General features: G+C 65.9%; 24 protein-coding genes. 7 read left to right on the top strand and 17 right to left on the bottom strand.

Translation table 11 applies throughout. The annotated features are described in order from the left end of the window. Positions 1-3: 3 nt before the first annotated feature. From dusA to GGR36_RS15305, 13 genes are all read right to left on the bottom strand, one after another. Positions 4-1,020, bottom strand: a complete 1,017-nt coding sequence (dusA, locus tag GGR36_RS15365) for a tRNA dihydrouridine(20/20a) synthase DusA (RefSeq protein WP_183635674.1) — start codon at positions 1,018-1,020, stop codon at positions 4-6. 37 nt (positions 1,021-1,057) lie between these two features. Further along, positions 1,058-1,840: a DUF2145 domain-containing protein gene (locus GGR36_RS15360; protein ID WP_207064457.1), complete on the bottom strand. Its 783-nt coding sequence runs from the start codon at positions 1,838-1,840 to the stop codon at positions 1,058-1,060. Continuing rightward, positions 1,837-2,277 (bottom strand): hypothetical protein, encoded by a 441-nt coding sequence (locus GGR36_RS22135; RefSeq protein WP_183635673.1) that lies wholly within the window; start codon positions 2,275-2,277, stop codon positions 1,837-1,839. Before GGR36_RS22135 ends, GGR36_RS15360 begins: the two co-directional genes overlap by 4 nt. Before the next feature lie 310 nt (positions 2,278-2,587). After that, positions 2,588-5,008, bottom strand: a complete 2,421-nt coding sequence (locus tag GGR36_RS15350; protein WP_183635672.1) for a two-component system response regulator — start codon at positions 5,006-5,008, stop codon at positions 2,588-2,590. Then, a complete protein-coding gene (locus GGR36_RS15345; protein WP_183635671.1) occupies positions 5,005-6,426 on the bottom strand; it encodes a sensor histidine kinase in 1,422 nt (473 codons plus the stop codon). The genes GGR36_RS15350 and GGR36_RS15345 overlap by 4 nt, the downstream gene beginning before the upstream one ends. Positions 6,427-6,556: 130 nt before the next feature. Next, entirely contained in the window at positions 6,557-6,997 is a 441-nt protein-coding gene (locus GGR36_RS15340; protein ID WP_183635670.1) for a hypothetical protein, read from the bottom strand. After that, on the bottom strand, positions 6,997-8,166 hold the full coding sequence (locus tag GGR36_RS15335; RefSeq protein ID WP_183635669.1) for a hypothetical protein: 1,170 nt from the start codon (positions 8,164-8,166) through the stop codon (positions 6,997-6,999). Before GGR36_RS15335 ends, GGR36_RS15340 begins: the two co-directional genes overlap by 1 nt. Before the next feature lie 301 nt (positions 8,167-8,467). Beyond that, on the bottom strand, positions 8,468-9,301 hold the full coding sequence (locus tag GGR36_RS15330) for an ABC transporter ATP-binding protein (RefSeq protein ID WP_183635668.1): 834 nt from the start codon (positions 9,299-9,301) through the stop codon (positions 8,468-8,470). Between the two features lie 64 nt (positions 9,302-9,365). Further along, on the bottom strand, positions 9,366-10,685 hold the full coding sequence (locus GGR36_RS15325; RefSeq protein WP_183635667.1) for an ABC transporter substrate-binding protein: 1,320 nt from the start codon (positions 10,683-10,685) through the stop codon (positions 9,366-9,368). Positions 10,686-10,742: 57 nt separating this feature from the next. Beyond that, the gene (locus GGR36_RS15320) at positions 10,743-11,819 is read right to left on the bottom strand and encodes a branched-chain amino acid ABC transporter permease (RefSeq protein WP_183635666.1); all 1,077 of its coding nucleotides are present in this window, start codon (positions 11,817-11,819) and stop codon (positions 10,743-10,745) included. Positions 11,820-11,952: 133 nt separating this feature from the next. Then, on the bottom strand, positions 11,953-12,867 hold the full coding sequence (locus GGR36_RS15315) for a branched-chain amino acid ABC transporter permease (RefSeq protein WP_183635665.1): 915 nt from the start codon (positions 12,865-12,867) through the stop codon (positions 11,953-11,955). Positions 12,868-12,879: 12 nt separating this feature from the next. Next, the gene (locus tag GGR36_RS15310; RefSeq protein ID WP_183635664.1) at positions 12,880-13,713 is read right to left on the bottom strand and encodes an ABC transporter ATP-binding protein; all 834 of its coding nucleotides are present in this window, start codon (positions 13,711-13,713) and stop codon (positions 12,880-12,882) included. Then, positions 13,713-15,686, bottom strand: a complete 1,974-nt coding sequence (locus GGR36_RS15305) for an AMP-binding protein (protein ID WP_183635663.1) — start codon at positions 15,684-15,686, stop codon at positions 13,713-13,715. The genes GGR36_RS15310 and GGR36_RS15305 overlap by 1 nt, the downstream gene beginning before the upstream one ends. Positions 15,687-15,982: 296 nt before the next feature. Here GGR36_RS15305 and GGR36_RS15300 point away from each other — a divergent pair, with 296 nt between their 5' ends. Further along, positions 15,983-16,657 (top strand): Crp/Fnr family transcriptional regulator, encoded by a 675-nt coding sequence (locus GGR36_RS15300; protein WP_183635662.1) that lies wholly within the window; start codon positions 15,983-15,985, stop codon positions 16,655-16,657. Between the two features lie 60 nt (positions 16,658-16,717). Here GGR36_RS15300 and GGR36_RS22295 read toward each other — a convergent pair whose 3' ends face one another. Beyond that, positions 16,718-17,758 carry an OmpA family protein gene (locus GGR36_RS22295; RefSeq protein ID WP_183635661.1) on the bottom strand — a complete coding sequence of 347 codons (1,041 nt, stop codon included), beginning with the start codon at positions 17,756-17,758 and terminating at the stop codon, positions 16,718-16,720. Between the two features lie 280 nt (positions 17,759-18,038). Here GGR36_RS22295 and GGR36_RS15290 point away from each other — a divergent pair, with 280 nt between their 5' ends. From GGR36_RS15290 to GGR36_RS15275, 4 genes are all read left to right on the top strand, one after another. Then, entirely contained in the window at positions 18,039-18,560 is a 522-nt protein-coding gene (locus tag GGR36_RS15290; RefSeq protein ID WP_183635660.1) for a PEP-CTERM sorting domain-containing protein, read from the top strand. Between the two features lie 10 nt (positions 18,561-18,570). Continuing rightward, on the top strand, positions 18,571-20,565 hold the full coding sequence (locus GGR36_RS15285) for a bifunctional metallophosphatase/5'-nucleotidase (protein WP_183635659.1): 1,995 nt from the start codon (positions 18,571-18,573) through the stop codon (positions 20,563-20,565). Positions 20,566-20,579: 14 nt separating this feature from the next. Continuing rightward, complete coding sequence (locus tag GGR36_RS15280; RefSeq protein ID WP_183635658.1) at positions 20,580-20,993, top strand: hypothetical protein; 414 nt, start codon at positions 20,580-20,582, stop codon at positions 20,991-20,993. A 115-nt stretch (positions 20,994-21,108) separates the two neighbouring features. Beyond that, positions 21,109-21,294 (top strand): hypothetical protein, encoded by a 186-nt coding sequence (locus GGR36_RS15275; protein ID WP_183635657.1) that lies wholly within the window; start codon positions 21,109-21,111, stop codon positions 21,292-21,294. Here the strand turns inward: GGR36_RS15275 and GGR36_RS15270 are convergent. Further along, positions 21,291-22,346, bottom strand: coding sequence for a Leu/Phe/Val dehydrogenase (locus GGR36_RS15270; RefSeq protein ID WP_183635656.1), 1,056 nt, complete (start codon positions 22,344-22,346; stop codon positions 21,291-21,293). The genes GGR36_RS15275 and GGR36_RS15270 overlap by 4 nt on opposite strands. 224 nt (positions 22,347-22,570) lie before the next feature. On the opposite strand from GGR36_RS15270, the gene GGR36_RS15265 reads away from it, so the two are divergent. Further along, positions 22,571-22,999: a hypothetical protein gene (locus tag GGR36_RS15265; RefSeq protein ID WP_183635655.1), complete on the top strand. Its 429-nt coding sequence runs from the start codon at positions 22,571-22,573 to the stop codon at positions 22,997-22,999. Between the two features lie 97 nt (positions 23,000-23,096). Next, positions 23,097-23,648 (top strand): flavodoxin family protein, encoded by a 552-nt coding sequence (locus GGR36_RS15260; protein WP_183635654.1) that lies wholly within the window; start codon positions 23,097-23,099, stop codon positions 23,646-23,648. Positions 23,649-23,709: 61 nt separating this feature from the next. Here GGR36_RS15260 and GGR36_RS15255 read toward each other — a convergent pair whose 3' ends face one another. Both GGR36_RS15255 and GGR36_RS15250 read right to left on the bottom strand, forming a co-directional pair. Further along, the gene (locus tag GGR36_RS15255) at positions 23,710-24,147 is read right to left on the bottom strand and encodes a MaoC family dehydratase (protein ID WP_183635653.1); all 438 of its coding nucleotides are present in this window, start codon (positions 24,145-24,147) and stop codon (positions 23,710-23,712) included. A 41-nt stretch (positions 24,148-24,188) separates the two neighbouring features. Further along, the gene (locus GGR36_RS15250; RefSeq protein WP_183635652.1) at positions 24,189-25,184 is read right to left on the bottom strand and encodes an Lnb N-terminal periplasmic domain-containing protein; all 996 of its coding nucleotides are present in this window, start codon (positions 25,182-25,184) and stop codon (positions 24,189-24,191) included. Positions 25,185-25,295 lie beyond the last annotated feature (111 nt).

Genomic DNA, 25,295 nt, shown 5'->3' with positions numbered 1-25,295 from the left:
GCCTCAGGCCGCCGCCGCTTCGTCGCGGTCCGCCGGCTTGCCGATGCAAGCCCAGGCCTCCCACAACAATTGGGGATCGTCGTTGCGCAAGCGCTGCGGATCGGAGAGCAGACGGCGAAAGCCGCGCGCGCCCGGCAGGCCATTGGCCAGACCCAGCACATGCCGCACGATGGCACGCACCGGCGTACCGTGCGCCGCCTTTTCGCGCTCGCAATACGCCACCAGCGCCGCGATCACATGTTCGCGCGACGGCGCCCAGTCCGGCACGAACAGCGTGCGTTCCCATTCGGCAAGCGCCCAAGGGTTCTGATACGCCTCGCGGCCGATCATCACGCCGTCGACATGGCGCAACTGCACCTCGATCTGCTCGGTCGTCGTCAGCCCGCCGTTCACCAGGATCTCGAAGGCGGGAAATTCCTGTTTCAGCCGGTGCGCGAATTCGTAGCGCAGCGGCGGCACCTCGCGGTTTTCCTTCGGCGAAAGCCCCTTGAGCCAGGCATTGCGGGCGTGCACGATGAAGGTTGTGACGCCGGACTCGGCCACCGTGCCAATGAAATCGCGCACGAAGCTGTAGTCCTCGATGCGGTCGATGCCGATGCGATGCTTCACCGTCACCGGAATCGCCACCGCGTCGCGCATCGCGCGGCAGCCGTCGCGCACCAGCGCCGGCTCGGCCATCAGGCAGGCACCAAAGGCGCCGTTCTGCACCCGTTCCGAAGGGCAACCGCAGTTCAGGTTGATTTCGTCGTAGCCCCAGTCCTCGCCCAGCTTCGCCGCGTGCGCCAACGCCACGGGGTCGGAGCCGCCCAGTTGCAACGCAACCGGGTGCTCTTCGCCGTGAAAGCGCAGGTGGCGTTCCACATCGCCATACTGCAGCGCACCGGTGGTCACCATCTCGGTGTACAGCCAGGCATGCGGCGCCAGCAGGCGGTGGAAGTAACGGCAATGGCGGTCGGTCCAGTCGAGCATCGGCGCGACGGACAGACGGCGAGGCGGCAGCGGATTTGCGGCGTGAGTCATCCGCCCGATTCTAGCGGATCGCTGTCGCCTTCCTGCCCTACAGCCTCACCAGCACCCGCCTTGCGGCCGGGGCGTAGCGGGTGAGCCAGGCGTACACCGACTCCACCGTCACCGTATCGATCTGCCCCGCCATGCGCCGATCGAAAGGTTGGTCGTCAAATGCGACGTTGGCACGGAAAATCCGCGCGCCGAGCCGGGTCGGCGCATCGATCTTCACCGTGCTCGCCTGGTATCCGGCGCCTTTGAGCCACCGCTGCGCCTCGCCACGGCCCGTGAAGGGGCCCGCTTCCGCGTCGGCAAGCACCTCGATCGCCCACTGGTTGGAATTCTGATACCGCGCATCGAAAGGGTAGGCGAGCATGTTGTAGTGCGGCTCGTGCATCGCCTGGTAAGCGCCCGAGCGGAAGGACTCGGCGAGGCGCTTCTGGATTTCCGGCGGAGGGATCAGGATCAAACCCTCCCACCGGAACAGATCGTCGGCGTAGAAGTTGGCGAGCCCTTCGGCATACAGGGCCGAGCTGGCGCTGCCGCACTGATTGAGTTCGTGCACCACGGTCCAGCGCCCGGACGGCGCATCGCGCCAGACGTAGCCGAGGTGGGTGTAACGCAGCCCCCACTTCGAAAGATCCTGCCCGACCCGCGCCAACATCACGACTTCGGCACCGCTCTGGTCGAGCGCCCCGCGGGTCTTGAGCGCCAACCCGAAGGCCTTGCTCAGCGATTCGGGCCCGATCGGCTGCTCGGTACAGACCTGGCCTGCATGCGCCCGCGGCATCGCCAGCAGCACAAGCAGCAGCGCCGCCCTGCGCAGCGCAGTCACAGTGCGGCCCCAGTCAGGCGGGTGTGCTGCAGCAGGCTTTTGCCGATCTCGTTCGGAACAAAGGCGATCGCCTTGCCGGCACTGGTAAGGACATAGCCGGCGGCTTCGCCGATCACCTGCACGGTGGTGCCCACCGCCACCGACATGCCGCCCGCCGCCTGGCCCGCCACCTTCACCGACACTTCGACGCCGCTGCTGATGTTTCTCAGCACCAGGACCGTCGCCTCGCTGCCGTGTTCGACCGCCACCACCGACAGTTCCCCACCCGCCGACAGGGCCTCGGCGGTACCGCCGACCACTGCCGCAACCGCCGACGACACAGCCGCCGAAGATTGGCCGGACGCCTGCGAGGCATCGCGCGCCGCATGGGTGAGCGGTGTGATCAGCAGCGATGCAAGTAAAAGGCTGAAACGCAGACGCTTGCTTGTTGTAGTCATCACGATGCGTACTCCAGATGCGGCACATGCCGCACCCGGAGTCTAGGCAGCGCGAGGGTATGACCCCCAAGCGCGCACTCGTAAGCAGGCGTGTCGCCGGCGCGCCGGCTGCAACACGTCACCGGACGGCACGACAAGGCACACGGCAAGCGTGCCGGCGCGTCGTTGCACGCGCGTGGCGGCGATATGCAACAGGCACCGCGGATGAAACGTTTGCTAACCCACGCTCACCGAAGGGATACACCGCAGTGCCCGGCAACACCACTGCACCCTGCGCACGGCTACCGATCTGCACGGCGGCAGCTGGCGGCTAGCTCACCGCTTGTTCGCCGGTGCCGGCGCCGAACAACTCGGCCGCCGGGGCGGGGCGCGCGAACAGGTAGCCCTGCCCGCACTGGCAACCGAGCTCGCGAAGGAAGCCCAGTTGTTCAGCGGTCTCGATGCCCTCCGCAGTCATTTGCAGTTCGAGCGTATGGCTCAAGGCGACGATCGCACGGGTGATCGCGACATCGTTCACGTCGTGCGGCAGATCCGTGACAAATGAGCGGTCGATCTTCAGCCGATCAATCGGCAAGTGTTTGAGTAGCGATAAGGACGAAAACCCGGTGCCGAAATCGTCCACCGCGATCCGGATGCCGATCACCTTTAGTGCGTCCAGCACAAACTGGCTGTGGCCGATTTCCTGCAACGTGCTTTCGGTGATCTCCAGTTCGAGTTGTTCGGGCGGGAAGCCTGTATCAGCCAGCAGTGTTCGAACGGTATCGATGAAATCCTCGGCACCGAACTGCCGCGCCGACACATTCACAGCCATCACGCAGGGCGCATGCCCCTGCGCGAGCCACTGCGCACCTTGCTGGCACGCCGCGCGCAACACCCAACGCCCGATCGGCTCGATCAAGCCGCACTCTTCGGCGACCGGAATGAAACGCTCCGGTCCAATCAGCCCGCGCTCCGGATGCTGCCAGCGCAGCAGAGCCTCGAAGGCCACCACGCGCTGGTCGCTCAGCGACACGACAGGCTGGTAATGCAGTTCGAAGTGCCCATGTTCCAGCGCACGTCGCAGCCCTTGCTCGATCGTCATGCGTTCCAGCGCGCGCGCCGCCATGTCCGGCGCATAGAAGCAGTAGCGGTTGCGGCCGCGCGCCTTGGCGTCGTACATCGCGCTGTCAGCAGCGCGGATCAGGAAGTCGCCGTCTTCGCCATTGGCCGGGAAGATCGCGATGCCGATCGAGCCCGACACGATCAGGTGCTCGCCGCCGGCCTGGATCGGCGCGGCGATCGCCTGCAGGATCTTCTCGGCCAGCGACGCGGCGTCTTCCACCCGTGCCACGTCAGGTGCAATGACGAAGAATTCATCGCCACCCAGCCGCACTGCGGTATCACTGCGACGGATCGTCTTGCGCAGCCGTTCCGCGATTTCCTTGAGCAGGGCATCGCCAATCGCGTGCCCGAGCGTGTCGTTGATGGTCTTGAATCCGTCCAGGTCGATGAACAGCAGTACCAGCGGCATGCCGCTGCGGCGCGCCCGCTCGATTTCGGTCTCGAGGCTGTCGGCGAGCAGGTGCCGGTTACCCAGCCCGGTCAGCGCGTCGTGATAGGCAAGATGATTGAGCTGTGCCTCGGCCTCGCGGATCGCGCTGATGTCCGAAAACGCAAGCACGAACTGCACCGCGGAGCCTGCTTCGTCGCGCACGGCACACACATGTTCCCAGGCCGGAAACATGCCGCCGTTCTTCTTCCGGCAGCTGATCTCACCGTTCCAGTAGCCCTGCTCCGAGGCTTCGAGCCGCGCATAGAAGGAATCGCTGTGCCGGCGCGCGTGCAGGAACTCGTCAGGATTGCAGCCGAGCACGTCGGTAAGTGAAAAACCGGTGAGCGAGCTGAAGGCCGGGTTCACCGAGACTATGCGCCGCTCCGCGTCCATGATAGCGATACCTTCGGCGGTGGTGCGAAACACGACGCTCGCCTGACGCAGCTTGTCTTCCATCTCGCGCCGCTCGGTCACGTCCGAGACCACGCCAATCAATCGGCAGGGGCTCAATGGCGAACTTCGGAAGGCCTTGGCATGCACTTCCGCCCAGATGAAACGACCGTCTTCGCGCCGCATGCGCACGATGGCGTGGGCGCCCTCCGGTCTGTCAATTGCTTCGAGCAACTGCGCCCTGTCGCTCTCGTGCACCCGCTCGATGAACGCTTGCGGGCCTTCATTGAAGACGCTCGGCGCAGAACCAAGAAGGCGCAGGAAATGGCCACCCACCTTGATGCTGTCGTCGGACGCATCCCACTCCCACACCCCGAGTTCTGCCGCATCCACCGCCAGCCGCAACTGCTCTTCCGCACGTTCGGTCGCCAGTTCCGCCCGCCGCCGCGTGACCGCCATGCGCACGGTGGCGCGTAGTTCGCGCAGCTCGTAGGGTTTGAGCAGATAGCCGTAGGGCACGCTTGCCGCCGCGCGATTGAGGGTTTCGTCCTCTGCGTACGCGGTAAGGAAGACGACCGGAATGTGCAATCTCTGGTGGATCTCGCGCGCGGCTTCAGTGCCATCCATGACCCCTTCGAGGTGGATGTCCATCAGCACCAGATCCGGGTGATGACGCTCCGCCTGGCCGATCGCCTCGTCGCCGCGCGCGGCGATGCCGGTGACCTCGTAACCCAAGGTCTCAAGACTCTGTTTGAGATCGAGCGCAACGATGCGTTCGTCCTCGACGATCTGCACCCGTGTGCCTTTCATGTCGCACCCCTTTCGGCTTTGAGGACAATGTCGAAGCGCGTGCCGTGCCCGCGTTGCAAGGTGAATTTCCCCTGCAGCTGGTCGACCAGCAAGGGCACAAGCTGGAACCCGATCGAGCTCGCCGCCCCGGGTTCGATGTGCGCCGGTACGCCGACGCCGTCGTCCGCCACCACCAGGTGCGCCGCCCCGTCCGCGTCCGCGTGCAGTGCAATCGCCACCGTACCGGTACGCCCATCCGGAAAGGCGTGCTTGATGGCATTGGTGACCAGTTCGTTGACCAGCAGTCCGCATGGCACGGCGCGCTGCAGATCGAGCACCACTGCGGTGTCGCAGTCGACATGCAGGGTCAGGCCGGCACGGCCGCGCATCATTGATTCACGCAGCAGGGCCGCGAGCCGCTGCAGATAGGCCGCGAGGTCGACCTCGCTGAAGTCGCGCCGCTCGTATAGCAACTGGTGGATCAGCGCCATCGCGCGAACCCGCCGCTGGCTTTCGATCAGCAAGGCCTGCGCCTCGGGCGGAGCGTTGCGTGTTTGCAGGTTGAGCAGGCTCGATACCACTTGCAGGTTGTTCTTGACGCGGTGGTGCACCTCGTCGAGCAATGCGATCTTCTCGGCCAGCGCACGTTCGATCTGCGCTTGTGCCGCCTTGCGCGCGGTGACATCTGCAATCGAAGCGAGCACCAGTTGTCCCTGACTGGCGGGAATCGGGTTGAGCCCGATTTCGACCGGGAACTCGCTGCCATCCTTGCGCCGTGCGAAGAGTTCGCGACGGTTCGCCATGTCACGCACGCTGGGGTTGGCAAAGAATCCGCGCATCAATCCCGGATGCCGCGCTCGCGAACGCTCGGGCATCAACATGTCGATCGGCTGGCCGAGCATGTCGGCGCGGCCGTAGCCGAACAGCACTTCCATCTTGCTGTTCACCAATTGCATGCAGCCCTGTGCGTCGACCATCGCCAGGCCATCGGGCGCCGCTTCCACCACCAGCCTGAAACGCGCCTCGCTCTCCCTGAGCGCATCGCGATGTGCGGTGACGTCGCGCACGATCGCCAGGATGCCGGCGACCGAGCCATCCGCATCGAGGCGTGGATGGTAGGACGCGAGCCAGCTTCGCTGACGTCCCGAAGGGTCTGACAGATCGTCGCTGACGGGTTCGTCGACCACCGCCGCGCCGGTCATCACGACGCAGTGCATAAGCGGTTCGATCGTGTCGGCCGCCGCGGGGAGCACTTCGCGCACACTGCGGCCGATGTGCGCATCGACCGGCAGGCCGTTGCTCGCCGCGAGCGCCCGGTTCACATGCAGATAGCGCAACCCGCGGTCGAGCACCGCAATGCCGACCGGCAAGGCATCACCCAGTTCGTCCAGAAAGGCCGCACTGTCGATCTCTGCCTTGCGATGAGCGGGATGGCGCATGCCCGACCCCCGGCCCTGGACGCGACCTCATTTCCGCCGCAACAGTTCAGTATTGGTCAGCAGGCTCCTTACCGAAAGGCATGCTTCGAGCAGGGTTTTTGGTGATATCGAGGCGCCGGGCGCGACAGCCTCAGAGCGTAAACAGCGGTTTGAGCTTCGCTGCGGCGGCCTTGTCGGCGGGCAGGAAGACAATTACCGAAGCACTCGATTCAAGTTCCCGCAAGGCCTCGTCTGCATTGGCCACGATGCGTGGCGGACGGCCCTTTCCGCTGAACACCAGCCGCGCCCAGAGCGCCCGCATCTGTACTTCCGAGCGGCCCAGCAGTCGGCTGTAGAAGGCGCCGCGCGCCCACGGGGGTAGGTCCAGTTCCAGCGCCTTGAGCTGGCTCTTGTCGCCGTCGAGTCGTTCGCCCAGGTAAAGGCGCGTCACCTCTTCGCGCGTGAGCGTCGACAGTGTACTGGCGCGGCCGGCGACGACGACCAGATCACCGGGCTCCTCCGCGGCCGCCACGCCCGTAGCCAGCGCGATGCTGGCGCAGATCGACATGAGGAAGGCCCGGATCGGTCGCATCAGAATATGTAGTGCGCAGCGACGCTGAACACGTCGGAATGGTCGTGCCCGGCGGGCAGCGGCGCGCTGAACGCGCCCTTGCCACCCGCGCTTGGCTGCACCCGATCCAGCTGCAGCTTGAGCGCGAGGTTCAGTACCACATCCCAACGCAGGCCGAGCGTCACGGTGCGCTGGCTATAGTCCTGCGCTGCAAGGACCTTGGAAACGACAGCGTTCGCCACCGGATCGGTAATGCGGGGGTCAGCGCCGGGATTATGGCTGCGTCGCTCGGCGAAACCGGCAAAGGGCATCCAGTCCCCGATGCGGCGCCCGACAGTGAAGTAGGCCCCGGTATCGCTGACCAGGAATTTTGTGTCGCCCACCCGAGTGTCCGCGATCTCGGCCAGCACAATCCAGTCTTCTGCCTCGTAGCGCAATCCGGCGCTCATGTAGCCGGTGTTCTTCAGTTCGGAAAACGCATAATCGGCGGCAACGTCCGGCGCGCGCCGCTGCAAGAGCGCGAGCACGCCGTCGAGTCGTGGCGACTGCAAATGCGTGGTGCCGTTCTGCGCCATCACCCTGAACGTCCAGTTGCTGTCGTAGAGGCTGAAGGCCATGCCATAGTAGGTGCCACTGAGCGCAGACCGGGCATTTTCGACGCGGTTGGCGCCGATGAACGCTTCGGTCGCCAGCGACCACCGCCCCACTGGCGTCAGATGCCGAAGGTAGGCCCCGTCGAAATACTCGGTATTGCCAATCAGTGCATACACCTCGGCCGGCGGCCGGACCCAGGGTTGCGCGTAGCGAACGTGGCGGGTATCGGTAAACAGGAAGAAGGGCATCATGTAACGGCCCAGCTTCACCTCGGTACGCGGCGTCAGCTGGATGCCTGCATAGGCCCAGGCGAGCTTGAGCGGCGAACCCTCGGTCGGCGGATCGCGCAGCAATACCTGCGCGGTGGCATTCACGGTGTCGCTGAAGCTATACCGCAGTTGCAAACCGGCCTGCGTATCGACACGCGGCGTCAGGTCGGTGCCGATCTCGGTATCCGCGGTCGGGATGTATCTGTAACGCGCCTCGTCGAAACTCGAACGCGCCAGCCCGGCGTTGACGAAGCCATTGAACTGGAAGGCTCTGTCTTCATCGGCACAGGCGATGCCGGCCCAGCCTGCAAGCAAGAAAGCGCCCAACCGAGCGCTCACCTTCAGCCCGGGCGAACGCGACAAACGTTGCAGATGGAGGCATCGATCCAGTAACGACATCACGTAGGCGCGATCAGGAGTGCTGCTGGCAAGGTCGAGACTCGCTTCTACGGCACCTCAGCCAAGAACTTGAGCGCAGCGCGCAAGGTTTGAGGTTCTGCATTTGGCCGCACAGCGACACGCCGTGATCAGGCCATTGCGGCCGCGGGGCAAGGCGCGGATTCGCGCCGTGGGCGGGTCACCCGCAAGCACGCCCGCAACGCAGCCATGTGGCCGAACTGCCCGATCGCTAGAGCCAGCGCTTGCGACGGCGGTAATGCTTCACGTCGCGGAAGCTCTTGCGCCCGGTGCTCGACAGCCCAAGGTAGAACTCCTTCACATCCTCGTTATTGCGCAGCGTCTCGGCGTCGCCTTCCATCACCACGCGGCCGGATTCAAGGATGTAGCCGAAGTGCGCGTAGCGTAGCGCGACCATGGTGTTCTGCTCGGCGAGCAGGAAGCTCACACCTTCTTTCTGGTTGAGGTCGCGCACAATCTCGAAGATCTCTTCGACGATCTGGGGTGCGAGGCCCATCGAAGGCTCGTCGAGCAGGATCATCTCGGGTTCGGCCATCAGCGCACGGCCGATCGCGCACATCTGCTGTTCGCCGCCCGAGGTGTAGCCGGCCTGCGAGGCGCGCCGCTGCTTGAGGCGCGGGAAGTAGGTGTAGACCTTGTCGAGCTTGTCGGCGAGTTGACGGCGGGTGCCGTTGCGCGTGAAGGCACCGGTGAGCAGGTTCTCTTCAATCGTCAGATGGCCGAAGCAGTGGCGCCCTTCCATCACCTGGATCACACCACGACGCACCAGTTCGGCCGGCGTGAGGCGGTCGATGCGGGTGCCGGCGAACTCGATGCTGCCTTTGGTGACATCGCCCCGCTCGGCACCGAGCAGGTTCGAGATGGCTTTGAGCGTGGTGCTCTTTCCCGCGCCGTTGGCACCCAGCAACGCGACGATGCGGCCCTTGGGCACTTCGAGCGAGACGCCCTTGAGCACCAGGATCACATGGTCGTAGATGACCTCGATGTTGTTCACAGAGAGGTAGCGCTCGGTGGCAGGTGCGGCGGCGGGCAGGGCGTTGGACATACGGCGGTTCCGGTGGGCAGGGCAGGATGACGGGCGACGCGAACGCCGCCCGTCGCCGGGGTACTTACATCGCCTTCTTGCAGTCGCGCGGCGTGATGCCCTTGTCCTTGGCGAACTGCGCCGCGCTCGCCTTGAACAGCGGGTGCACCAGCTGGCGGTTACCGTCGATCCAGTCCGTCTTCACCACCCACTTGGTGCCGTCCCACTGCTGAAGCTTGATCTTGCCGGAGCCCTCATGGTCCTCACACGAGGTCTTGATCGGCGGCAGCAGGCCGGTGGCGCCCAGGGCCTTGAGCTTGGCGTCGTTGAGGTCGAGGTTCTCCATCGCCCAGGCGATCTGCTCGCCGCTCATGGTCTTGCCCTTGCCGTACTTTTCCTGCGCCTTGCGGATCGCTTCGACGGCGAGAATCCCGTACGACACACCGCGGTTATAGAGGATCGAACCCAGCTTTGATTTGTCGCTGAGGTTGCCCTTGCCGGCGCCGTACACCACCTTCTCGATGTCGGCGACTAGCGGCACATCCTTGCCGGCGACGTTCCAGGTCGCGCTCATGTAGCCCTTGGCGGCGTCGCCCGCCGGCACGGTGTCTTCTTCCGACCCGGCCCACCAGGATCCGATCATCTTCTCGCGCGGGAAGCCGACTTTCTGCGCGGCCTTCAGCGCGGTCTGGTTCATCACGCCCCAGCCCCAGAAGATCACGTAGTCCGGCCGCTCCTGCCGCACCTTCAACCACTGAGCACCCTGCTCGTTGCCCGGATGCGCGACCGGAATCTGTACCAGCTCGAACTTGTTCACCCGCGACTCGGCTTCGAGCGCGACGATCGGCTCCTTGCCGTAGGCGGAGTCGTGATACATGTAGGCGATCTTCTTGCCGGCAAGGCTGCCATTGTTCTGGTCCTTCAGGTATTTGACGATCGCGGTGGCCTGCATCTGGTAGGTGCCGACCATCGTGAAGGCAAACGGGAACACCGAGCCATCGACCGCATCGGTGCGGCCGTAGCCCACCATCGCGAGCGGAATCTTGTCGGCGGCAGACTTGTCGATCAGCGCGTAGGAAATGCCGGTGGAGAGCGGAAACACCGGCGCCGAGTTCGCACCCGCCTTGCCCTTGAGCCGCTCGTAGCACTCAACGCCCTTGGCGTTGTTGTACTCGGTCTCGCATTCCTCCCAGGTCATCATGACCCCGTTCACACCGCCCTTCATGTTCACGTATTGCAGGTAGTCGATCATGCCGCCGAACAGCGACTGGCCGTTCGCGCCGTAAGGCCCGACGCGGTACGACAGGATCGGGAAGAACTGTTCCTTCGCCTGTGCATGGGCGGTGCCGATGCTGCCCAGTGCCAGGGTCGCGGCAGCCGCGACGGCGAGTGCGATGCGTTTCATGCGATGTCTCCTCCGGGTGTTTCTCGTTGTGTTGTGCATGTCGCAGTGATCCCCCGATCAATGCGGGAAAGGCCAAAGCCTGAGCTTCTCCTTGGTGATCTGCCACAGCCGCGCCAGCCCATGCGGCTCGACGATCAGGAAGAACATGATCAGCGCGCCGAACACCATGGTCTGGATGTGCGACACGGTGGCATTCGAAAACGGCAGGCCGAGCGCATGCGCGGTCGGCAACAACGTGGTGTCGAGCAGGATCGGCAACAGCAGGATGAAGGCCGCGCCGAGGAAGGACCCGAGCACCGTGCCGACGCCGCCGATGATGACCATGAAAAGGATGCGGAAGGAGAGGTCGAGACTGAAGCCATCCGGTTCGACCGAGCCGAGGTAACAGAACGCATACAGCGCACCGGCCACGCCGCAGTAGAAGGAGCTCACCGCAAACGCAGTGAGCTTGGTGTGCATCAGCGGGATACCGATGACCTGCGCGGCGACATCCATGTCGCGCACCGCCATCCACGCGCGACCGGTGGTACTGCGGGCGAGATTCTTGGCCGCCAGCGCCATCAGCGTGACGATCGTCAGCACCAGCAGGTACTTCGCGGCCGGTGAGTCGAACGCGATGCCCAGGATGCGGATCTTCTGCGTCGAGATCACGCCCGACGACGAATTGTTCGACAACCACGGAAACTTGGTCAGGCACCACACGATGAAGAATTGCGCCGCAAGCGTCGCCACGGCAAGGTAGAAACCCTTGATACGCAGGCTCGGCAGGCCGAACAGCACGCCCACCGCCGCAGCGGTGAAACCCGCCAGCGCGAAGGACACGAGGATCGGGATGCCCTCGACCCGCAACTGGAAGTTGTACGCTGCATACGCGCCCACCGCCATGAAGGCAGCCGTCCCCAGCGAAAGCTGGCCGCAATAACCGGTCAGGATGTTGAGGCCCAGCGAGGCGAGCGCGAAGATCAGGAAGGGGATCAGGATCGCCGAGAACCAGTACTCGCTCGCGAACAGCGGCACGCCGAGGAAGGCAAAAGCCAGCAGCAGGACCATAGCGATGCGGTCCTGCCGGATCGGGAAGATCTGCATGTCCTCGGCGAACGAGGCTTTGAACTGACCGGCTTCACGGTAGAGCATGCGTTACTCCTTCTTGAGTCCGTGCGGCGTCGTAGCGAGCGCGCCCACGCCGTGCCGAGAAGCGCAGCCGTACAGGTAGTACGGCGAGCATCGCAGGTGCGGGATCGGCGGGCGCAGCAGACGCATCGCGGGCTCAGACACGATCGATGTGCTTCTCACCGAACAGCCCTTCGGGCCGCACCAGCAGGAACAGCAGCGCCAGCACATACGGAAACCAGCCCTCGATCCCGCCGAAGTTGCCGCCAAAGCCGGCCTGCATCAGCGGCGGCAGGTAGATCTCGGCGAGCTTTTCCGACGCGCCGATGATCAGGCCGCCGACGATCGCGCCGGCAACCGAATCGAAGCCCCCCAGCACCAATACCGGCAGCGCCTTGAGCGCGGTGAAGGTGAGCGCGAACTGCACGCCGTTGCGCGAGCCCCACAAGAGGCCGGCGACCAGCGCGACGAAGCCTGCCACTGCCCAGACGATCGCCCAGATGCGTTCAAGCGGAATACCGATCGACAGCGCTGCCTGGTGATCGTCCGCCACCGCGCGCAGCGCACGGCCGATGCGGGTCTTCTGGAAGAAGATCGCGAGCACCGCCACCAGCGCCGCAGCGATGCCGGACGCGACCAGATCGAATCGGCTGACGACGATGTCGAAGCGTTCCAGCAGCCAGGGGATAGGCTCATCCTGGATGCCCAGCTCGATCGGGCGCACCTCGCTGCCCCACAGCATCGGCGCGAGGCCTTCGATGAAGAAAGCGAGGCCGATGGTCGCCATGAAAAGCGAGATCGGCGGCTGGCCGACCAGCTTGCGCAGCACGAAGCGTTCGGTCGCCAGCCCCAGCAGCACCATCGCGCCAAAAGCCAGCACGATCGCGAGCGGCAGCGGCACGCCCTTGCCGATGAAGCCCACGACGGTCAGCGCCGCGAAGAAGACCATCGCACCCTGCGCGAAGTTGAACACGCCGGAGGCCTTGAAGATCAGCACGAAGCCAAGCGCGACCAGCGAGTACATCACGCCCGAGAGCAGCCCGCCGATCAGCGCTTCAAAGAAGAATTGCATGCGTCGCTCCCCTCAGTGCCCGGCGCCAAGGTAGGCCTTGATCACGTCGGGATTGGCCTTGACTTCATCCGGCACACCGTCGCCGATCTTCTTGCCATAGTCGAGCACCACGACGCGATCCGAGATGTCCATCACCACGCCCATGTCGTGTTCGATCAGCACGATCGTCGTGCCCATCTGGTCGTTCACATCGAGGATGAAGCGGCACATGTCCTCCTTCTCCTCGACGTTCATGCCCGCCATCGGTTCGTCGAGCAGCAGCAGGCTTGGCTCGGCCGCGAGGGCGCGACCCAGTTCGACGCGTTTCTGCAAGCCGTAGGGCAGGCGGCCGACCGGCGTCTTGCGGATGTGCTGGATTTCGAGGAAGTCGATCACTTCCTCCACCTTCTGGCGGTGTGCGAGCTCTTCGCGGCGCCCGGGGCCGAAACCGAGCATGTGCGCGAACAGGCCGTGGTGCATCTTGGTGACGCGGCCGGTCATCAGGTTGTCGAGCACGCTCATGCCCTTGAACAGCGCGATGTTCTGGAAGGTGCGCGCGATGCCCTGGCGCGCCGCCTTGTGCGGCTCCATCGCGCGACGCTCCTTGCCATGAAACACGATGCGGCCTTGCTGCGGGTGGTAGACACCGTTGATGACGTTGAGCATCGAACTCTTGCCCGCGCCATTGGGGCCGATGATCGCGCGCACCTCGCCTTCACGCACATCGAAGCTGATGTCGGTGAGCGCCTTGACGCCACCGAAGGCGAGCGAGATGTGCTCCAGACTGAGGATCACGTCGCCGATCTTGCGCCCTGCGCTTTCCGCCACCGCACCCCCCGCGCCCTGCGCGATCTCGTTCATGTTCATCAGGCCGCCCGCTTTGCGCCACCGGGGGCGAATACCTTCGCCGCTTCGATCTTCAGGTCCGCAGAAATCACGCCGCTGCGGCCATCCTCGTACTTCACCTGGGTCTCGATAAAGCAGCTGGTCTTGGCTTCATCGTAGAGCGCGGCGATCAACGTGCCGTACTTTTCCTCGATGAAGCGGCGGCGCACCTTGCGGGTGCGGGTCAGCTCGCCATCGTCGGCATCGAGTTCCTTGTGCAGGATCAGGAAGCGATGGATCTGGCAGGCAGCCATCTTCTCGTCCGCAGCGAGATCGGCGTTCACCTGTTCGACGCATTCGCAGATCAGCCCATACACCTCGGGTCGGCCAGCGAGATCGGTGTAGCCCGCGTAGGCGAGGTTGCGCCGCTCGGCCCAGTTGCCGACCGCGCTGATGTCGATGTTGATGAAGGCGCACACCTGCCCGCGGCCGTCGCCGAAGGCTACCGCTTCCTTGATGTTGGGGAAGAATTTGAGCTTGTTCTCGATGTACTTCGGCGCGAACAGGTTGCCGTCGGTCAGGCGGCCGACATCCTTGGCGCGATCGATGATCTTGAGGTGGCCGCGCGCATCGAAGTAGCCCGCATCGCCGGTATGCACCCAGCCGTCCGGCGTCTTGGTGCTGGCAGTGGATTCCGGATTCTTGAAATAGGCCTGGAACACGCCGGGGCCGCGGTAGAGCACCTCGCCGTTGTCGGCAATCCTGATTTCGACGCCGGGTGCTGCCGGGCCAACGGTGTCGGCGAAGACCTCGTTGTGCGGCTGCATGCAGATGAACACGCAGCCCTCGGTCTGGCCATAGAGCTGTTTGAGGTTGATGCCAAGGGAACGGTAGAAGCTGAAGATTTCCGGCCCGATCGCCTCGCCAGCGGTGTAGCCGACGCGCACGCGTGAAAAGCCGAGCACGTTGCGCAAAGGGCCATATACGAGCAGTTGTCCGAGGCCGTAGTGCAGGCGGTCGAGCAGACCGACTTTCAGGCCATCAAGAATCTGCGGCCCGACGCGCTTTGCCACCGCCATGAAGTGATGGAACAGCCTGCGCTTGATCGCACCGGCATCCTCCATCCGGATCATCACGCTGGTGAGCAGGTTCTCGAACACCCGCGGCGGTGCAAAGTAGTAGGTGGGGCCGATCTCGCGCAGATCGGTCATCACGGTCTCGGACGATTCCGGGCAGTTGATGCAGAAGCCGGTGACATAGGCCTGCGCGCACGAGAATATGTTGTCGCCCACCCAGGCCATCGGCAGGTAGGAGAGGATTTCTTCGTGTTCGGTGAGGCCATCGAACTCGGCCGCGTTCTTCGCGGTGAGCAGCAGGTTGGCGTGCGAGAGCATCACGCCCTTGGGCGTGCCGGTGGTGCCGGAGGTGTACAGCATGATCGCGGTGTCGGCCGCCGCGCCCTTGGCCACTTCGAGCTCGTAAAACTGCGGTTCGCGCTGGTGACGCGCGTGGCCGTGGCGCTGCAATTCGTCGAGCGACATCAGGCCGGCTTGCGCGTAATGGCGCATGCCGCGGGTGTCGTCGTAGAGGATGTGGCGCAGCACCGGCACCGTCGCCTGCACGTCGAGCAGTTTGTCGACCTGCTCCTGATCCTCGGCGAGGGCGAAGCGGATTTCGGCATCGGCCATTACGAAGGCCATTTCCTGCGCCACTGCGTCCTGGTACATCGGCACCGGGATGCCGCCCAGTGCTTGCGCCGCGCAGATCGCCCAGTACAGGCGCGGCCGGTTGTCGCCGACGATGGCGAGGCGATCGCCGCGTTTGAAGCCGAGCTCCGCCAGACCGCAGGCGAGCGCGCGTACATTGTCCGCCGCATCCGCCCAGGTGTAGGTCTGCCAGATGCCGAATTCCTTCTCGCGCACCGCCGCTTTCGCGGGCCGCACCGTCGCGTGATGCCGCAGCAGCCGCGGAAAGGTATCCAGCGGGTCTGCCTGCGCCAAGCCGGGATTCGACATCCCCACCCTCCTCGATTCGTCGCACTGCGTGGCAGCGCGGGCACCGGTCGCGCCCCCGCGACTTGTGCCAGAATTCCCCTTTGGTTCGCGTAGCCGGTCATCGCCGCTACGTCGGAGTGCCGAGCGCAGAAGCGTGCTGAATCCCCCGCAGCACGCTTCTTCCCCTGCGCCTTGCACTTTTTACTTGGTCCCGGCTTCGGGCTCAATCGTGCAGTGCCGCACGGGGGTCGATGCCGGAATGGCTTTCACCTTAGCCAAGCGCGCTTACAGCGTGCTGTCACCATACGGACAATCGAATGAGCACGCTTGCCGACCTGCTGCGCGACAGCCTCTGGATCCAGGACCTCACCGATGCGCAACGCATGCGCGTCGAGCGCGAAGTGCAGGTGCGCTTCTACGCCGCCGGCAGCACCGTAGTGCGCAAGGGCGATCCGGTCGAGCACTGGCTGGGTATCGTCGACGGCCTGGTCAAAATCAACGCCTTCTCGGCCGATGGGCGCTCCACCACCTTCACCGGCGTGCCGCGCGGCGGCTGGTTCGGCGAGGGCTCGCTGCTGAAGAACGAGATCCGCAAATACGACGTGATCGCGCTGCGCGATTCGCATGTCGCGCTGATGCCGCGCGCCACCTTCATCTGGCTGCTCGACACCAGCATCCCCTTCAACCGCTTCCTGCTCACGCAGATCAACGAGCGCCTCGGCCAGATCATCGGCATGCTCGAATACGACCGCCTGCTCGAACCGGACGGTCGTGTCGCGCGCTGCCTTGCAGGCCTCTTCAACCCGGTGCTGTATCCGGGCATCGGCCTGCAGTTGCAGATCTCGCAGGAAGAAATCGGCTACCTCGCCGGCGTCTCGCGTCAGCGGGTGAACCAGGCCCTCAAGGTGCTGGAGCAGGCCGGTTTGCTGCATGTGGAATACGGCGGCCTGACGATCAAGGACCTGCAGGGCCTGCGCAGCTTCGGCAACTGACCGACAAAGAAAAAGCCCCGCCGTTGCGGGCGGGGCTCTGTGGGCCTTGCGGCGACGCCGTTACGGCATGCGCGTACCAATCACTTCGATTTCGACGCGGCGGTTGGTCTGCAGGCACTCGACCAGCACCTTGTTGCGGTTCGATTCCGCGCCCAGCCCGGTACAAGGCGCGATCGGCTTGGCCTTGCCCTTGCCCTCGGTCGCGATGCGGTTGGCATCGATACCCTGCTCGACGAGGAAGTTCTTCACCGCCGCCGCACGTTGCTCGGAGAGCGTCTGGTTGTAGGCGTCCTTGCCGAGACGGTCGGTATAGCCGACCGCGGTGATCACTTCGAGCGTGCTCAGCTTCTTCGCCGCACCAGCGAATTCGGTGAGCTTGGCCTTGCCGTCGTCGCGCAGGACGGCCTTGTCGAAGTCGAACAAGGCATCCGCAGCCAGCGTCACCTTCTCGGCTGAAGGCTTGGGTGCCGGCGCCGGGGCTGGTGCTGGAGCGGTCGGCTTGGGCGCCTCGGCCCGCGCGACGACCGGCGCCGGTGCCGGTGCCGGCGGCTGCGAGAAGACCCAGCCGAGCCCGAGCCGGTAGAAACCGTTGCCGCTGGAGCCCAGCTTCTCGCCCCAGTATTCCTTGTCGGTGAAGCCATACACATAGCGCGCATCGGCCTGCAGGAAGAACTGCGGCGTCATGAACCACTGGATGCCGCCGCCGCCGTTCACATAGCCGGCGTTCTTGCTCTCGCCGCTGTTGATCTTGTCCACCTCGACGCCGGCGCCGGCGAGCAGGAAGGGGCGCAGCTTGCTGCGCGAGAACAGCCACAGCACATCGCCGCCGAACAGGTTCTGGCGGTAGAAGGTGGCGTTGTCCTGGCTCTTGGAGTGGTTGCCGTAGCCGCCGAACTGCACGTCGAAGGACTGCGACAGCGGCCCGCCGATCGCCAGCCCGCCACCGGCGCGCGAGTTATCCGCGTTCCAGTCGGTATCCGCCGTCATTGATGTAAAGCTGGGCAGCAGGTACCAGGACGGGTTGTAGGTTTCCTGTGCCGAGACGCTGCCTGCAAGAGCCAGCATGCTGAAAGCGGCAACACGCAAACGTGGCGCAATCATGTTCATCTCCTGTTCAAGTCGGGTTGCACTGCGGTAGATCACCCTACGCCTGCAAGGGAAAGTGGCGAACGTATTGACGCGCAACAATTGATGCAACGCAAAGTGGTGCCTGCATCAGAAGCCGACACGGCAACCCGCTGCGTCATCGGGCACCGCAGCTTGTGGTCCCCTGTTCATGATTCGGTCACCTGCCGTTCACGCAGCCATCATCGCTGACCGCTACGGTTCTCGTCCCGTCCGGCGACCCGCCCGACCTCCATCAACGAACCGGGATTCCACGATGATCCGAACGCTCACGCTTGCGGGCCTGATCGCCCTGCTGCCGGCCACCAGCTTCGCCGCGCCCATCACGTCGGCCGACGGCTGGCAGACCTTCTACTTCGGCGATACCGGCAGCAGCTGGCTCGACGCACCGGCCTTCGACGACACCGCATTGCCCTCACACTTCGAACTGACGCTCGACCACGCCGCGCTGCTGCAGGTCACCGACGGCGGTTTCGCCGGCGACCGCTTCGATGTGCAGGTCAACGGCAAGCACCTCGGCTTCACGTCGACGGTTGCCGCCGGCACGGACGACCTCGGACTCGACTTCGACGCGGCCTACGCCTCGACCACGCATAGCCACGGCAGCTGGTTGCTCGCCGCCGGCAGCTACACGATCACCGGCACGGCCGCTGACTCGGCCTTCGGCGCAGGTATCGGCGCGCTGCGCGTGGCCGAAGTGCCGGAACCAAGCTCGCTGGCCATGCTGCTGGGCGGCCTCGGCCTGCTTGGCGCCACCCGCTTTGCACGCAAGCGCTGAGGAACCCGCCATGATCCGCACGACCCTCGCCATCGCCCTTGCAGCCCTGGGTGCACCGGCCCTTGCTGCCACCTGCGCGACCCCCGACACCCGCCCGACGGTCATCATCGGCAACGCCGACACCCTGGTGCCCAATCGCGACGCCGACGGCGCCGGCCCGGGCAACTGCACGCTGAACGACCTGATCGTCGGCGGACTGCCCAACATGACCTGGGGCAGCCGCGCCCAGTTCGTCACCAACGCCCAGCGCGTGATCGCGGCCGCACCGGCCGACGTGCTCAGCGACGCCGAGCGCAAGACCCTGCTCGACGCAGTTGCCGCCTCCGACGTAGGCAGCAAACTCGCGGTGAAGCTGATCGCGTTCAACGATTTTCACGGCAACATCAACCCGGTATCCGGCAACTACTTTGGCGTCACCGGCCCGACCGGCGGCGTCGCCTACATGGCCAGCGCGGTGGCCGCGCTGAAAGCGCAGAACCCCAACAACGTGGTGGTCTCAGCGGGCGACCTGATCGGCGCCAGCCCGCTCGCGTCCGCACTGTTCCACGACGAGCCGGCGATCGAGGCGATGAACCGCCTCGGTCTGGAGTTCAACGCCGTCGGCAACCATGAATTCGACGAAGGCCGCGACGAACTGGTACGCATGCAGAACGGCGGCTGCCACCCCGATCCGGCCGAAGTCGCTGCCGGCCATACCTGCCGCGGCGCCGAAGTCGGCACGCCGGTACCTTTCGAGGGCGCGAAGTTCAAGTTCCTCGCCGCCAACGTGGTCGACCGCGCGACCGGCAAGACGCTCTTCCCGGCATACAAGGTCAAGACCTTCAAGGGCATTCCGGTGGCCTTCATCGGCATGACGCTGAAAGGCACGCCCGGCATCGTCACTCCCTCGGGCGTGGCGAGCCTGGATTTCCGTGACGAAGCCGACACCGTGAATGCGCTGGTGCCGCAGTTGAAGAACCAGGGCATTCGCGCCATCGCGGTGGTGGTGCATGAAGGCGGCTTCACCACTGGCGGCAAGGACGACTGCAACGGCGCCTCCGGCGCGATCCTCGACATCGCCAACCGGCTCGATCCGGAAGTCGACGTCATCGTCAGCGGCCACACCCACTGGGCCTACAACTGCGTCTACAACGGCCGCCGTCTCACCAGCGCTGGCGCGTTCAGCCGCATGCTCACCGACATCGACCTGACACTGGATACCGCGACCCGCAACATCGTCGCCACCAGCGCCAGCAACCGCGTGGTCGCCAACAGCGGCGTGACGCCGGCCGCCGACGTCAAGGCGATCATCGACCGCTACAACGCGCTGTCGGCGCCGCTGGCCAACAGCAAGGTCGGTTACATCACCGCCGACGTGAACAAGGCGCAGAACGCCGCGGGCGAGTCGACCGCCGGCAACCTGGTCGCCGACGCGCAGCTCGAAGCGACCAAGCCGGCTGCCAAGGGTGGCGCGGTCGCCGCCTTCATGAACCCGGGCGGCCTGCGCGGCACCGACCCGGTGCTCGGCTACACCTCGAGCGCCGCCGGCGAGGGCAACGGCGTCGTCACCTACGGCGAGGCCTTCACCTTCCAGCCCTTCGGCAACAGCCTGGTGGTGATGACGCTGAGCGGCGCGCAGATCAAGCAGATGCTCGAACAGCAGTTCGTGCCGTCGGCATCGGCCTCTGCATCCTGCCTCGCCTACAACCCGCAGAAGACGCAACGCATCCTGCAGCCCTCGGCCAGCGTCAGCTACAGCTGGAGCGCGGCGCGCGCCGATTGTGACAAGGTCGACGGCGCGACGCTGAAGATCAACGGCGTGGTGGTCGATGCGGCGGCGAGCTACCGCGTCACGGTGAACAGCTTCCTCGCCACCGGCGGTGATGGTTTTGCCGTGCTGGCCAGCGGTACCGACCGCGTCGGCGGCGACGTCGACCTCGACGCCTTGGTCGCCTACCTCGGCAAGGTCTCGTCGCCCGCTTCGCCACTGGTACCGCCGGCGCTCGGCCGCATCACCCGCTACTGAGTGACGCAGACCCCGTGCGCAGCGCCTTCGTCCTGATCGCCAGCCTGCTGGTGCACACGGGCATCGCGTTCGCGCACGGCGATCATGCCGTACCCCCGCCGGCCATCAAGGCCGGCGGGCCGCTTTCACGCGGCGCCAGCGAAGCCTTCGCCTGCGACATCGCGATCCATGAAGTGCTGTTCGAGTACGACAACTGCCTCAACGCCCGACGCAGTGCGGTGGCACAAGACGGGCCGGCGCGCGTCGGCTTCTGGCTGGTCGCGACACTGCGCGCGCAAGGCGCGCGCGACAACGGCTACGCCGACGCCGATGACTACCTGCTGCGCTACCGCGCTGCCCTTGCCGCCGCGCAAGCCGCGCTGCCGCGCCCGATCGCGGCACCGTGCAGCCAACTCGGGCTGGCCTGCCCTGCAACACTGACGCGGTAGTCGGCCGGCAGAATCGGATGTGCGCCACACCAGCGCGATCACCCTGAGCTTTTCCGGGGATATCCGTCCAATCGGCTGGACGCATGTGCGCCCGCCACGCGCGATGGAACGATGCATGAACACTCGCCGCAATCACCGCCCGACGGTCCGGCACATCCTCGACACGCGACCCGGCACGCCACGCCCGCGCGAGTGCGAGCCGCAGGCCGATGCCGAGACGATCTATGTGCGGCCGCCGGAGCCGGGCTGGGAAAGCTCGACCCAGACCCTGCCCGGCGTGCTGCGGCCGCCCGCCGACTAGCGTCGCGACGCGGCTGGCACGGCGCGACCGATCGCCTCGCAGGCCATGGTGTCGGCCACCGCGGCGGTGTCGGCGTCTTCACGCAGCGCACGCAGCAACACCTCGCCAGTGCGTTCGCGGATCGCGCGCACGCGGCGCTCGGCCTCTTCAATCGGGAAGCCGAGGTATTCACCGGCGACCTTGATCAAGCCGCCGGCATTGATCAGATAGTCCGGCGCGTACAGGATGCCGCGCGCCTTGAGTTGCGGCCCGATGCCCGCGTGCGCGAGCTGGTTGTTGGCGGCCCCGGCGACGATGCTGCAGGCGAGTTGCGGCAGCGTCGCATCGTTGAGGCCGGCGCCCAGCGCGCAGGGCGCGAACACGTCGGCTTCCACCGCATGGATCACGTCGACCCCGACGCCCACCGCGCCGAAGGCCTGCACCGCGCGTTCGACCCGCTCCGCCGCTATGTCAGCGACGATCAGGCGCGCGCCGCGTTCGTGCAGCAGGCGGCACAGCTCGAAGCCGACGCTGCCCAGTCCCTGCACCGCGACGCGGCGACCGGCCAGCGTGTCGCTGTCGAAGCGCAATTCCAGTGCCCCCAACATGCCCATCAGCACGCCCAGCGCTGTGGCGGGCGAGGGGTCACCGCGACCACCCTCGTCGGGCGCGACGCCGCTGACGTGGCGGGTGTGGCGGCGGATCGCCGACATGTCGCCCGTGGTGGTGCCGACGTCTTCCGCGGTGATGTAGCGACCGCCAAGGCATTCGACCGCGCGGCCGAAGGCTTCGAACATCGCGCCGCGGTCGGCGGCCGGATTGGCGAGGATCACCGATTTGCCGCCACCGAGCGGCAGCCCGGCCAGTGCAGCCTTGTAGCTCATGCCGCGCGAGAGGCGCAGCGCATCGGTCAGCGCATCGGCTTCGCTCGCGTAAGACCAGTGGCGGCAACCGCCCAGTGCGGGGCCGAGTGCGGTGTCGTGGACCGCGATGATGGCGCGCAGGCCGGCGGCCGGATCGGTGCAGTAGACGACCTGTTCGTGGTGGTCGAAGTCCTTGTGGGTGAAGACCATGGTGAAGCTCCCTGTGGGTGTCGGGATGGGCGCCGTGCCCGTTCCGGGCCGCGACAAGGCGGTCGCGCGGCGGTTTGTGACCGCGGGCGACCCTCATCGGTGAAAAGAGCGAGCGCGCACCCTAGCGGCGTGCCCGCGCGGCGTCAATCCGGACTGTCCACGGCGCGCGGCGGCGTCACGAAGCGGCTTGCGGCGCCGCCGCCCGCGTGCAGGAAGGATGCGCCATGCGCCGCTTCATGACGGCAAGCTTCATCGCCTTGCTCGGTCTGGCCGCGACGCCCGTGGCGCTGGCCAGTGACTGCCCGGCTTTCGTCGTGTTGCTGGCCGCCGACGGACAGACCGTGCTGGCGAGCCTGAACCGCTGCGAGGTGACGCCCGCCGCGGCCTGGCCGTCGCCCTGGCAGGCGCGCGCCTGGGCGCTGACGCCCGCGGCGCAAGCGCGCTGGCACGAGACGCTGACCCACGCGACGGTGCGCGGCGACATGCTCGCAGCGCGGCTGCAACTGCTGCCGGCCGACCCGGCGCTGCATGGTGGCCCCCTGCTCTTGCGCATCTCGGCCCGTCTGACGCGGCCGGCGGACTGGCGCTGGGACGATGCACGCGGCCAACTCGCCTACTTGCCGCAACCCGCGCGCGACGCCACTGAACGCTGATGCCTGCAAAGGGTTGCGCCCGCCTGCGTGCTACTGTCGCGCCAACGGCCGCCCACGGCGGCGCCTCTCCATCCACCCGTAGCCCCTTGTTCAAGCCATGCAGAGTTTCCTCTTCCTGACCGCCAGCACCCGCGAGCCGGGCCACACCGGCAATACCGAGACCCTGGCACGCGCCGCCGCCGCCGCACTGCCCGCCGACATGCCGCAACGCTGGATCGCGCTCGCGCAGTGCGATCTGCCCGCCTTCGTGGACCTGCGCCACACCACCGGCAGCTATCCGCCGCCCGCAGGCGATGCCGCGACGCTGCTGGACGCCACGCTCACCGCCAGCGACATCGTCTTCGTCTCGCCGGTGTACTGGTTCTCGGTGCCCTCGCCGCTGAAGACCTATCTCGACCAGTGGAGCGCCTGGATGCGGGTGCCGGGGGTGGACTTCAAAGCGCGCATGGCCGGCAAACGCCTGTGGGTGGTCGCGACCAGCGGCGATCGCGCGAAAGCGCAACCGATGTTCGACAGCTACCGGCTGTGCGCGGAATTCCTCGGCATGCAGTGGATGGGCGCGCTGTGGGGCAAGGGCGGCGCGCCGGAGGCGGTGCTGGAAGATGCCACCGCACTCGAAGCGGCAATCAGCTACTTCAAGGCGGGGTAAGGGAAGGTCTGAATTTCAGACCTGCCGGCAGGGGCGATTGCCGCCCCTGCAAGTGCGCCAATCAGGCCGGGCGGGTCGGCGCCATCACCAGCGCGTCGCCCATCAGCACCGGCTTGCCGCCGACGCTGCACACGCAATCGAGCTCGACGCGGTTCTTTTCACGATCCACCGTTTTCACGGTGACGCTGGCCTCGACCGTGTCGCCGAGCTTGACCGGGCGGCGAAAGCGCAGCGACTGGCCGAGATAAACCGTGCCCGGCCCCGGCAGGTGATTGCCGAGCAACGCCGAGAACAGGCTGGCGGTCAGCATGCCGTGCACGATGCGGGTGCCGAACTGCGTGCTCGCCGCGTAGGCCTCGTCGAGGTGCACCGGGTTGGTGTCGGTGGACACCTCGGCGAAGGCGCGCACTTCCGCCTCGTTGAAAGTCTTGGTCAGGGTGGCAGACTGGCCGACCTCGATCGCGTCGAGGTAGTGCGGGGCAGATGGGGATGCGGACATGCTGGGGCTCCGTACGGATGATGAATGCGGCGCGGTGCGCCTCAGGGGCGCGGCCAGTCGGGCAGGCCGACGCGGATGCGCTGCGAGAAGTCGCGCGCGTCGCCAGCCGCCTTGGCACGTTCGGTGATATCGCTGCGACGGCGCAGCTCGTCGAGCGGCATCGTCGTATTGACCACCTTTTCCTCGTAGGCGAGTTCGTCGAGGTGGCCGTTGGCAAGAATGCGCCAGTCGGTCAGCTTGCTGATGCCGAAGACGTGCTTGACGTTCTTGAAGATGACAGTCGTGCAGTTGGTGGTCACGGCGTTGTACCAGCCGGGGTGCTTCGCCAGCGCGTTGAATTCCGCGACATAGCCTTCCAGCAGCTCGCGCGCCGCTGCCGGTGAGGTGGACAGCCGGTAGAGCCGGATCTGTTCGCCGCGGTGGTTGGTGCGCACGCCCAGCACGTCGCGCTCGTCGGCGACGACGTAGTACAGCTCGAACTGGCGGAAGAAGCCGAGCAGGGCCGAATACTGCTCGCCCTTTTCCTTGCGCGTCTCGATCGAGATCGCCAGCGGCGGCGCGTCTTCGAATTCCCAGCTCATGATCGTGTGGCCGTACTGGGTCGGCCCCCAGAAACTGATCGCCAGATCGAGCCCGCGCACCTTGCTCAGGTCGTAGCGGCGGGTTTCCCAACGCGGTTCGAAATCGGTGTCGCTGCCGCGGTAGGCGAAGTTGCGCACGTTGTGGATCGTGAGGATGTCGCCTTCGATGCGCGCGGTGGGCGGGTGCGCCACATCGAGCAGCCAGTCGCGCTGGTTGCTGGCCGGTAGCGCGAGCCACCACAACAGCACCACGCCGAAGCAGGCAATCGCAGCCAGCGCGCCGCGCCGGAAAGGTTTGACGCGGAACAGCAGGGCGATGATTGCGCCCGCGTAGAGTCCGCTGACCAACGCCGCCAGGGCGCGCGAAGCGGGGCCGTCAATCCACAGGGCGGCAACAGCCCACAGGTTGACGAGCAGGGCGAGCAAGCCCAACAGGGAACGCGCGAAAAGACGCATGCGGAATCTCCAACAGGACACCCGGCAGGTTAACGGGTCAAAGCCGCCTTGTCTCGCACCGCGTGTCGGTGACAGCGCAGGGCAGCTTGCCCAGAATGATGGCTGGCGCGG

The organism is Niveibacterium umoris, assembly GCF_014197015.1.
Lineage (GTDB): Bacteria > Pseudomonadota > Gammaproteobacteria > Burkholderiales > Rhodocyclaceae > Niveibacterium > Niveibacterium umoris.
Note: the sequence above shows the minus strand (reverse complement) of the source record. Positions and strands in the feature narration are given on the sequence as shown.

What these genes read in the sequence shown, in the direction of transcription:
- GGR36_RS15300 (WP_183635662.1), top strand. Translation starts at nt 15,983, where the DNA reads ATGAGCACGCTTGCCGACCTGCTGCGCGACAGCCTCTGGATCCAGGAC.
- GGR36_RS15255 (WP_183635653.1), bottom strand. Translation starts at nt 24,147, where the DNA reads ATGTCCGCATCCCCATCTGCCCCGCACTACCTCGACGCGATCGAGGTC.
- GGR36_RS15350 (WP_183635672.1), bottom strand. Translation starts at nt 5,008, where the DNA reads ATGAAAGGCACACGGGTGCAGATCGTCGAGGACGAACGCATCGTTGCG.
- GGR36_RS15345 (WP_183635671.1), bottom strand. Translation starts at nt 6,426, where the DNA reads ATGCGCCATCCCGCTCATCGCAAGGCAGAGATCGACAGTGCGGCCTTT.
- GGR36_RS15260 (WP_183635654.1), top strand. Translation starts at nt 23,097, where the DNA reads ATGCAGAGTTTCCTCTTCCTGACCGCCAGCACCCGCGAGCCGGGCCAC.
- GGR36_RS15310 (WP_183635664.1), bottom strand. Translation starts at nt 13,713, where the DNA reads ATGAACATGAACGAGATCGCGCAGGGCGCGGGGGGTGCGGTGGCGGAA.
- GGR36_RS15250 (WP_183635652.1), bottom strand. Translation starts at nt 25,184, where the DNA reads ATGCGTCTTTTCGCGCGTTCCCTGTTGGGCTTGCTCGCCCTGCTCGTC.
- GGR36_RS15270 (WP_183635656.1), bottom strand. Translation starts at nt 22,346, where the DNA reads ATGGTCTTCACCCACAAGGACTTCGACCACCACGAACAGGTCGTCTAC.
- GGR36_RS15265 (WP_183635655.1), top strand. Translation starts at nt 22,571, where the DNA reads ATGCGCCGCTTCATGACGGCAAGCTTCATCGCCTTGCTCGGTCTGGCC.
- GGR36_RS22295 (WP_183635661.1), bottom strand. Translation starts at nt 17,758, where the DNA reads ATGATTGCGCCACGTTTGCGTGTTGCCGCTTTCAGCATGCTGGCTCTT.
- dusA (WP_183635674.1), bottom strand. Translation starts at nt 1,020, where the DNA reads ATGACTCACGCCGCAAATCCGCTGCCGCCTCGCCGTCTGTCCGTCGCG.
- GGR36_RS22135 (WP_183635673.1), bottom strand. Translation starts at nt 2,277, where the DNA reads ATGACTACAACAAGCAAGCGTCTGCGTTTCAGCCTTTTACTTGCATCG.
- GGR36_RS15275 (WP_183635657.1), top strand. Translation starts at nt 21,109, where the DNA reads ATGAACACTCGCCGCAATCACCGCCCGACGGTCCGGCACATCCTCGAC.
- GGR36_RS15285 (WP_183635659.1), top strand. Translation starts at nt 18,571, where the DNA reads ATGATCCGCACGACCCTCGCCATCGCCCTTGCAGCCCTGGGTGCACCG.
- GGR36_RS15290 (WP_183635660.1), top strand. Translation starts at nt 18,039, where the DNA reads ATGATCCGAACGCTCACGCTTGCGGGCCTGATCGCCCTGCTGCCGGCC.
- GGR36_RS15340 (WP_183635670.1), bottom strand. Translation starts at nt 6,997, where the DNA reads ATGCGACCGATCCGGGCCTTCCTCATGTCGATCTGCGCCAGCATCGCG.
- GGR36_RS15330 (WP_183635668.1), bottom strand. Translation starts at nt 9,301, where the DNA reads ATGTCCAACGCCCTGCCCGCCGCCGCACCTGCCACCGAGCGCTACCTC.
- GGR36_RS15325 (WP_183635667.1), bottom strand. Translation starts at nt 10,685, where the DNA reads ATGAAACGCATCGCACTCGCCGTCGCGGCTGCCGCGACCCTGGCACTG.
- GGR36_RS15320 (WP_183635666.1), bottom strand. Translation starts at nt 11,819, where the DNA reads ATGCTCTACCGTGAAGCCGGTCAGTTCAAAGCCTCGTTCGCCGAGGAC.
- GGR36_RS15305 (WP_183635663.1), bottom strand. Translation starts at nt 15,686, where the DNA reads ATGTCGAATCCCGGCTTGGCGCAGGCAGACCCGCTGGATACCTTTCCG.
- GGR36_RS15315 (WP_183635665.1), bottom strand. Translation starts at nt 12,867, where the DNA reads ATGCAATTCTTCTTTGAAGCGCTGATCGGCGGGCTGCTCTCGGGCGTG.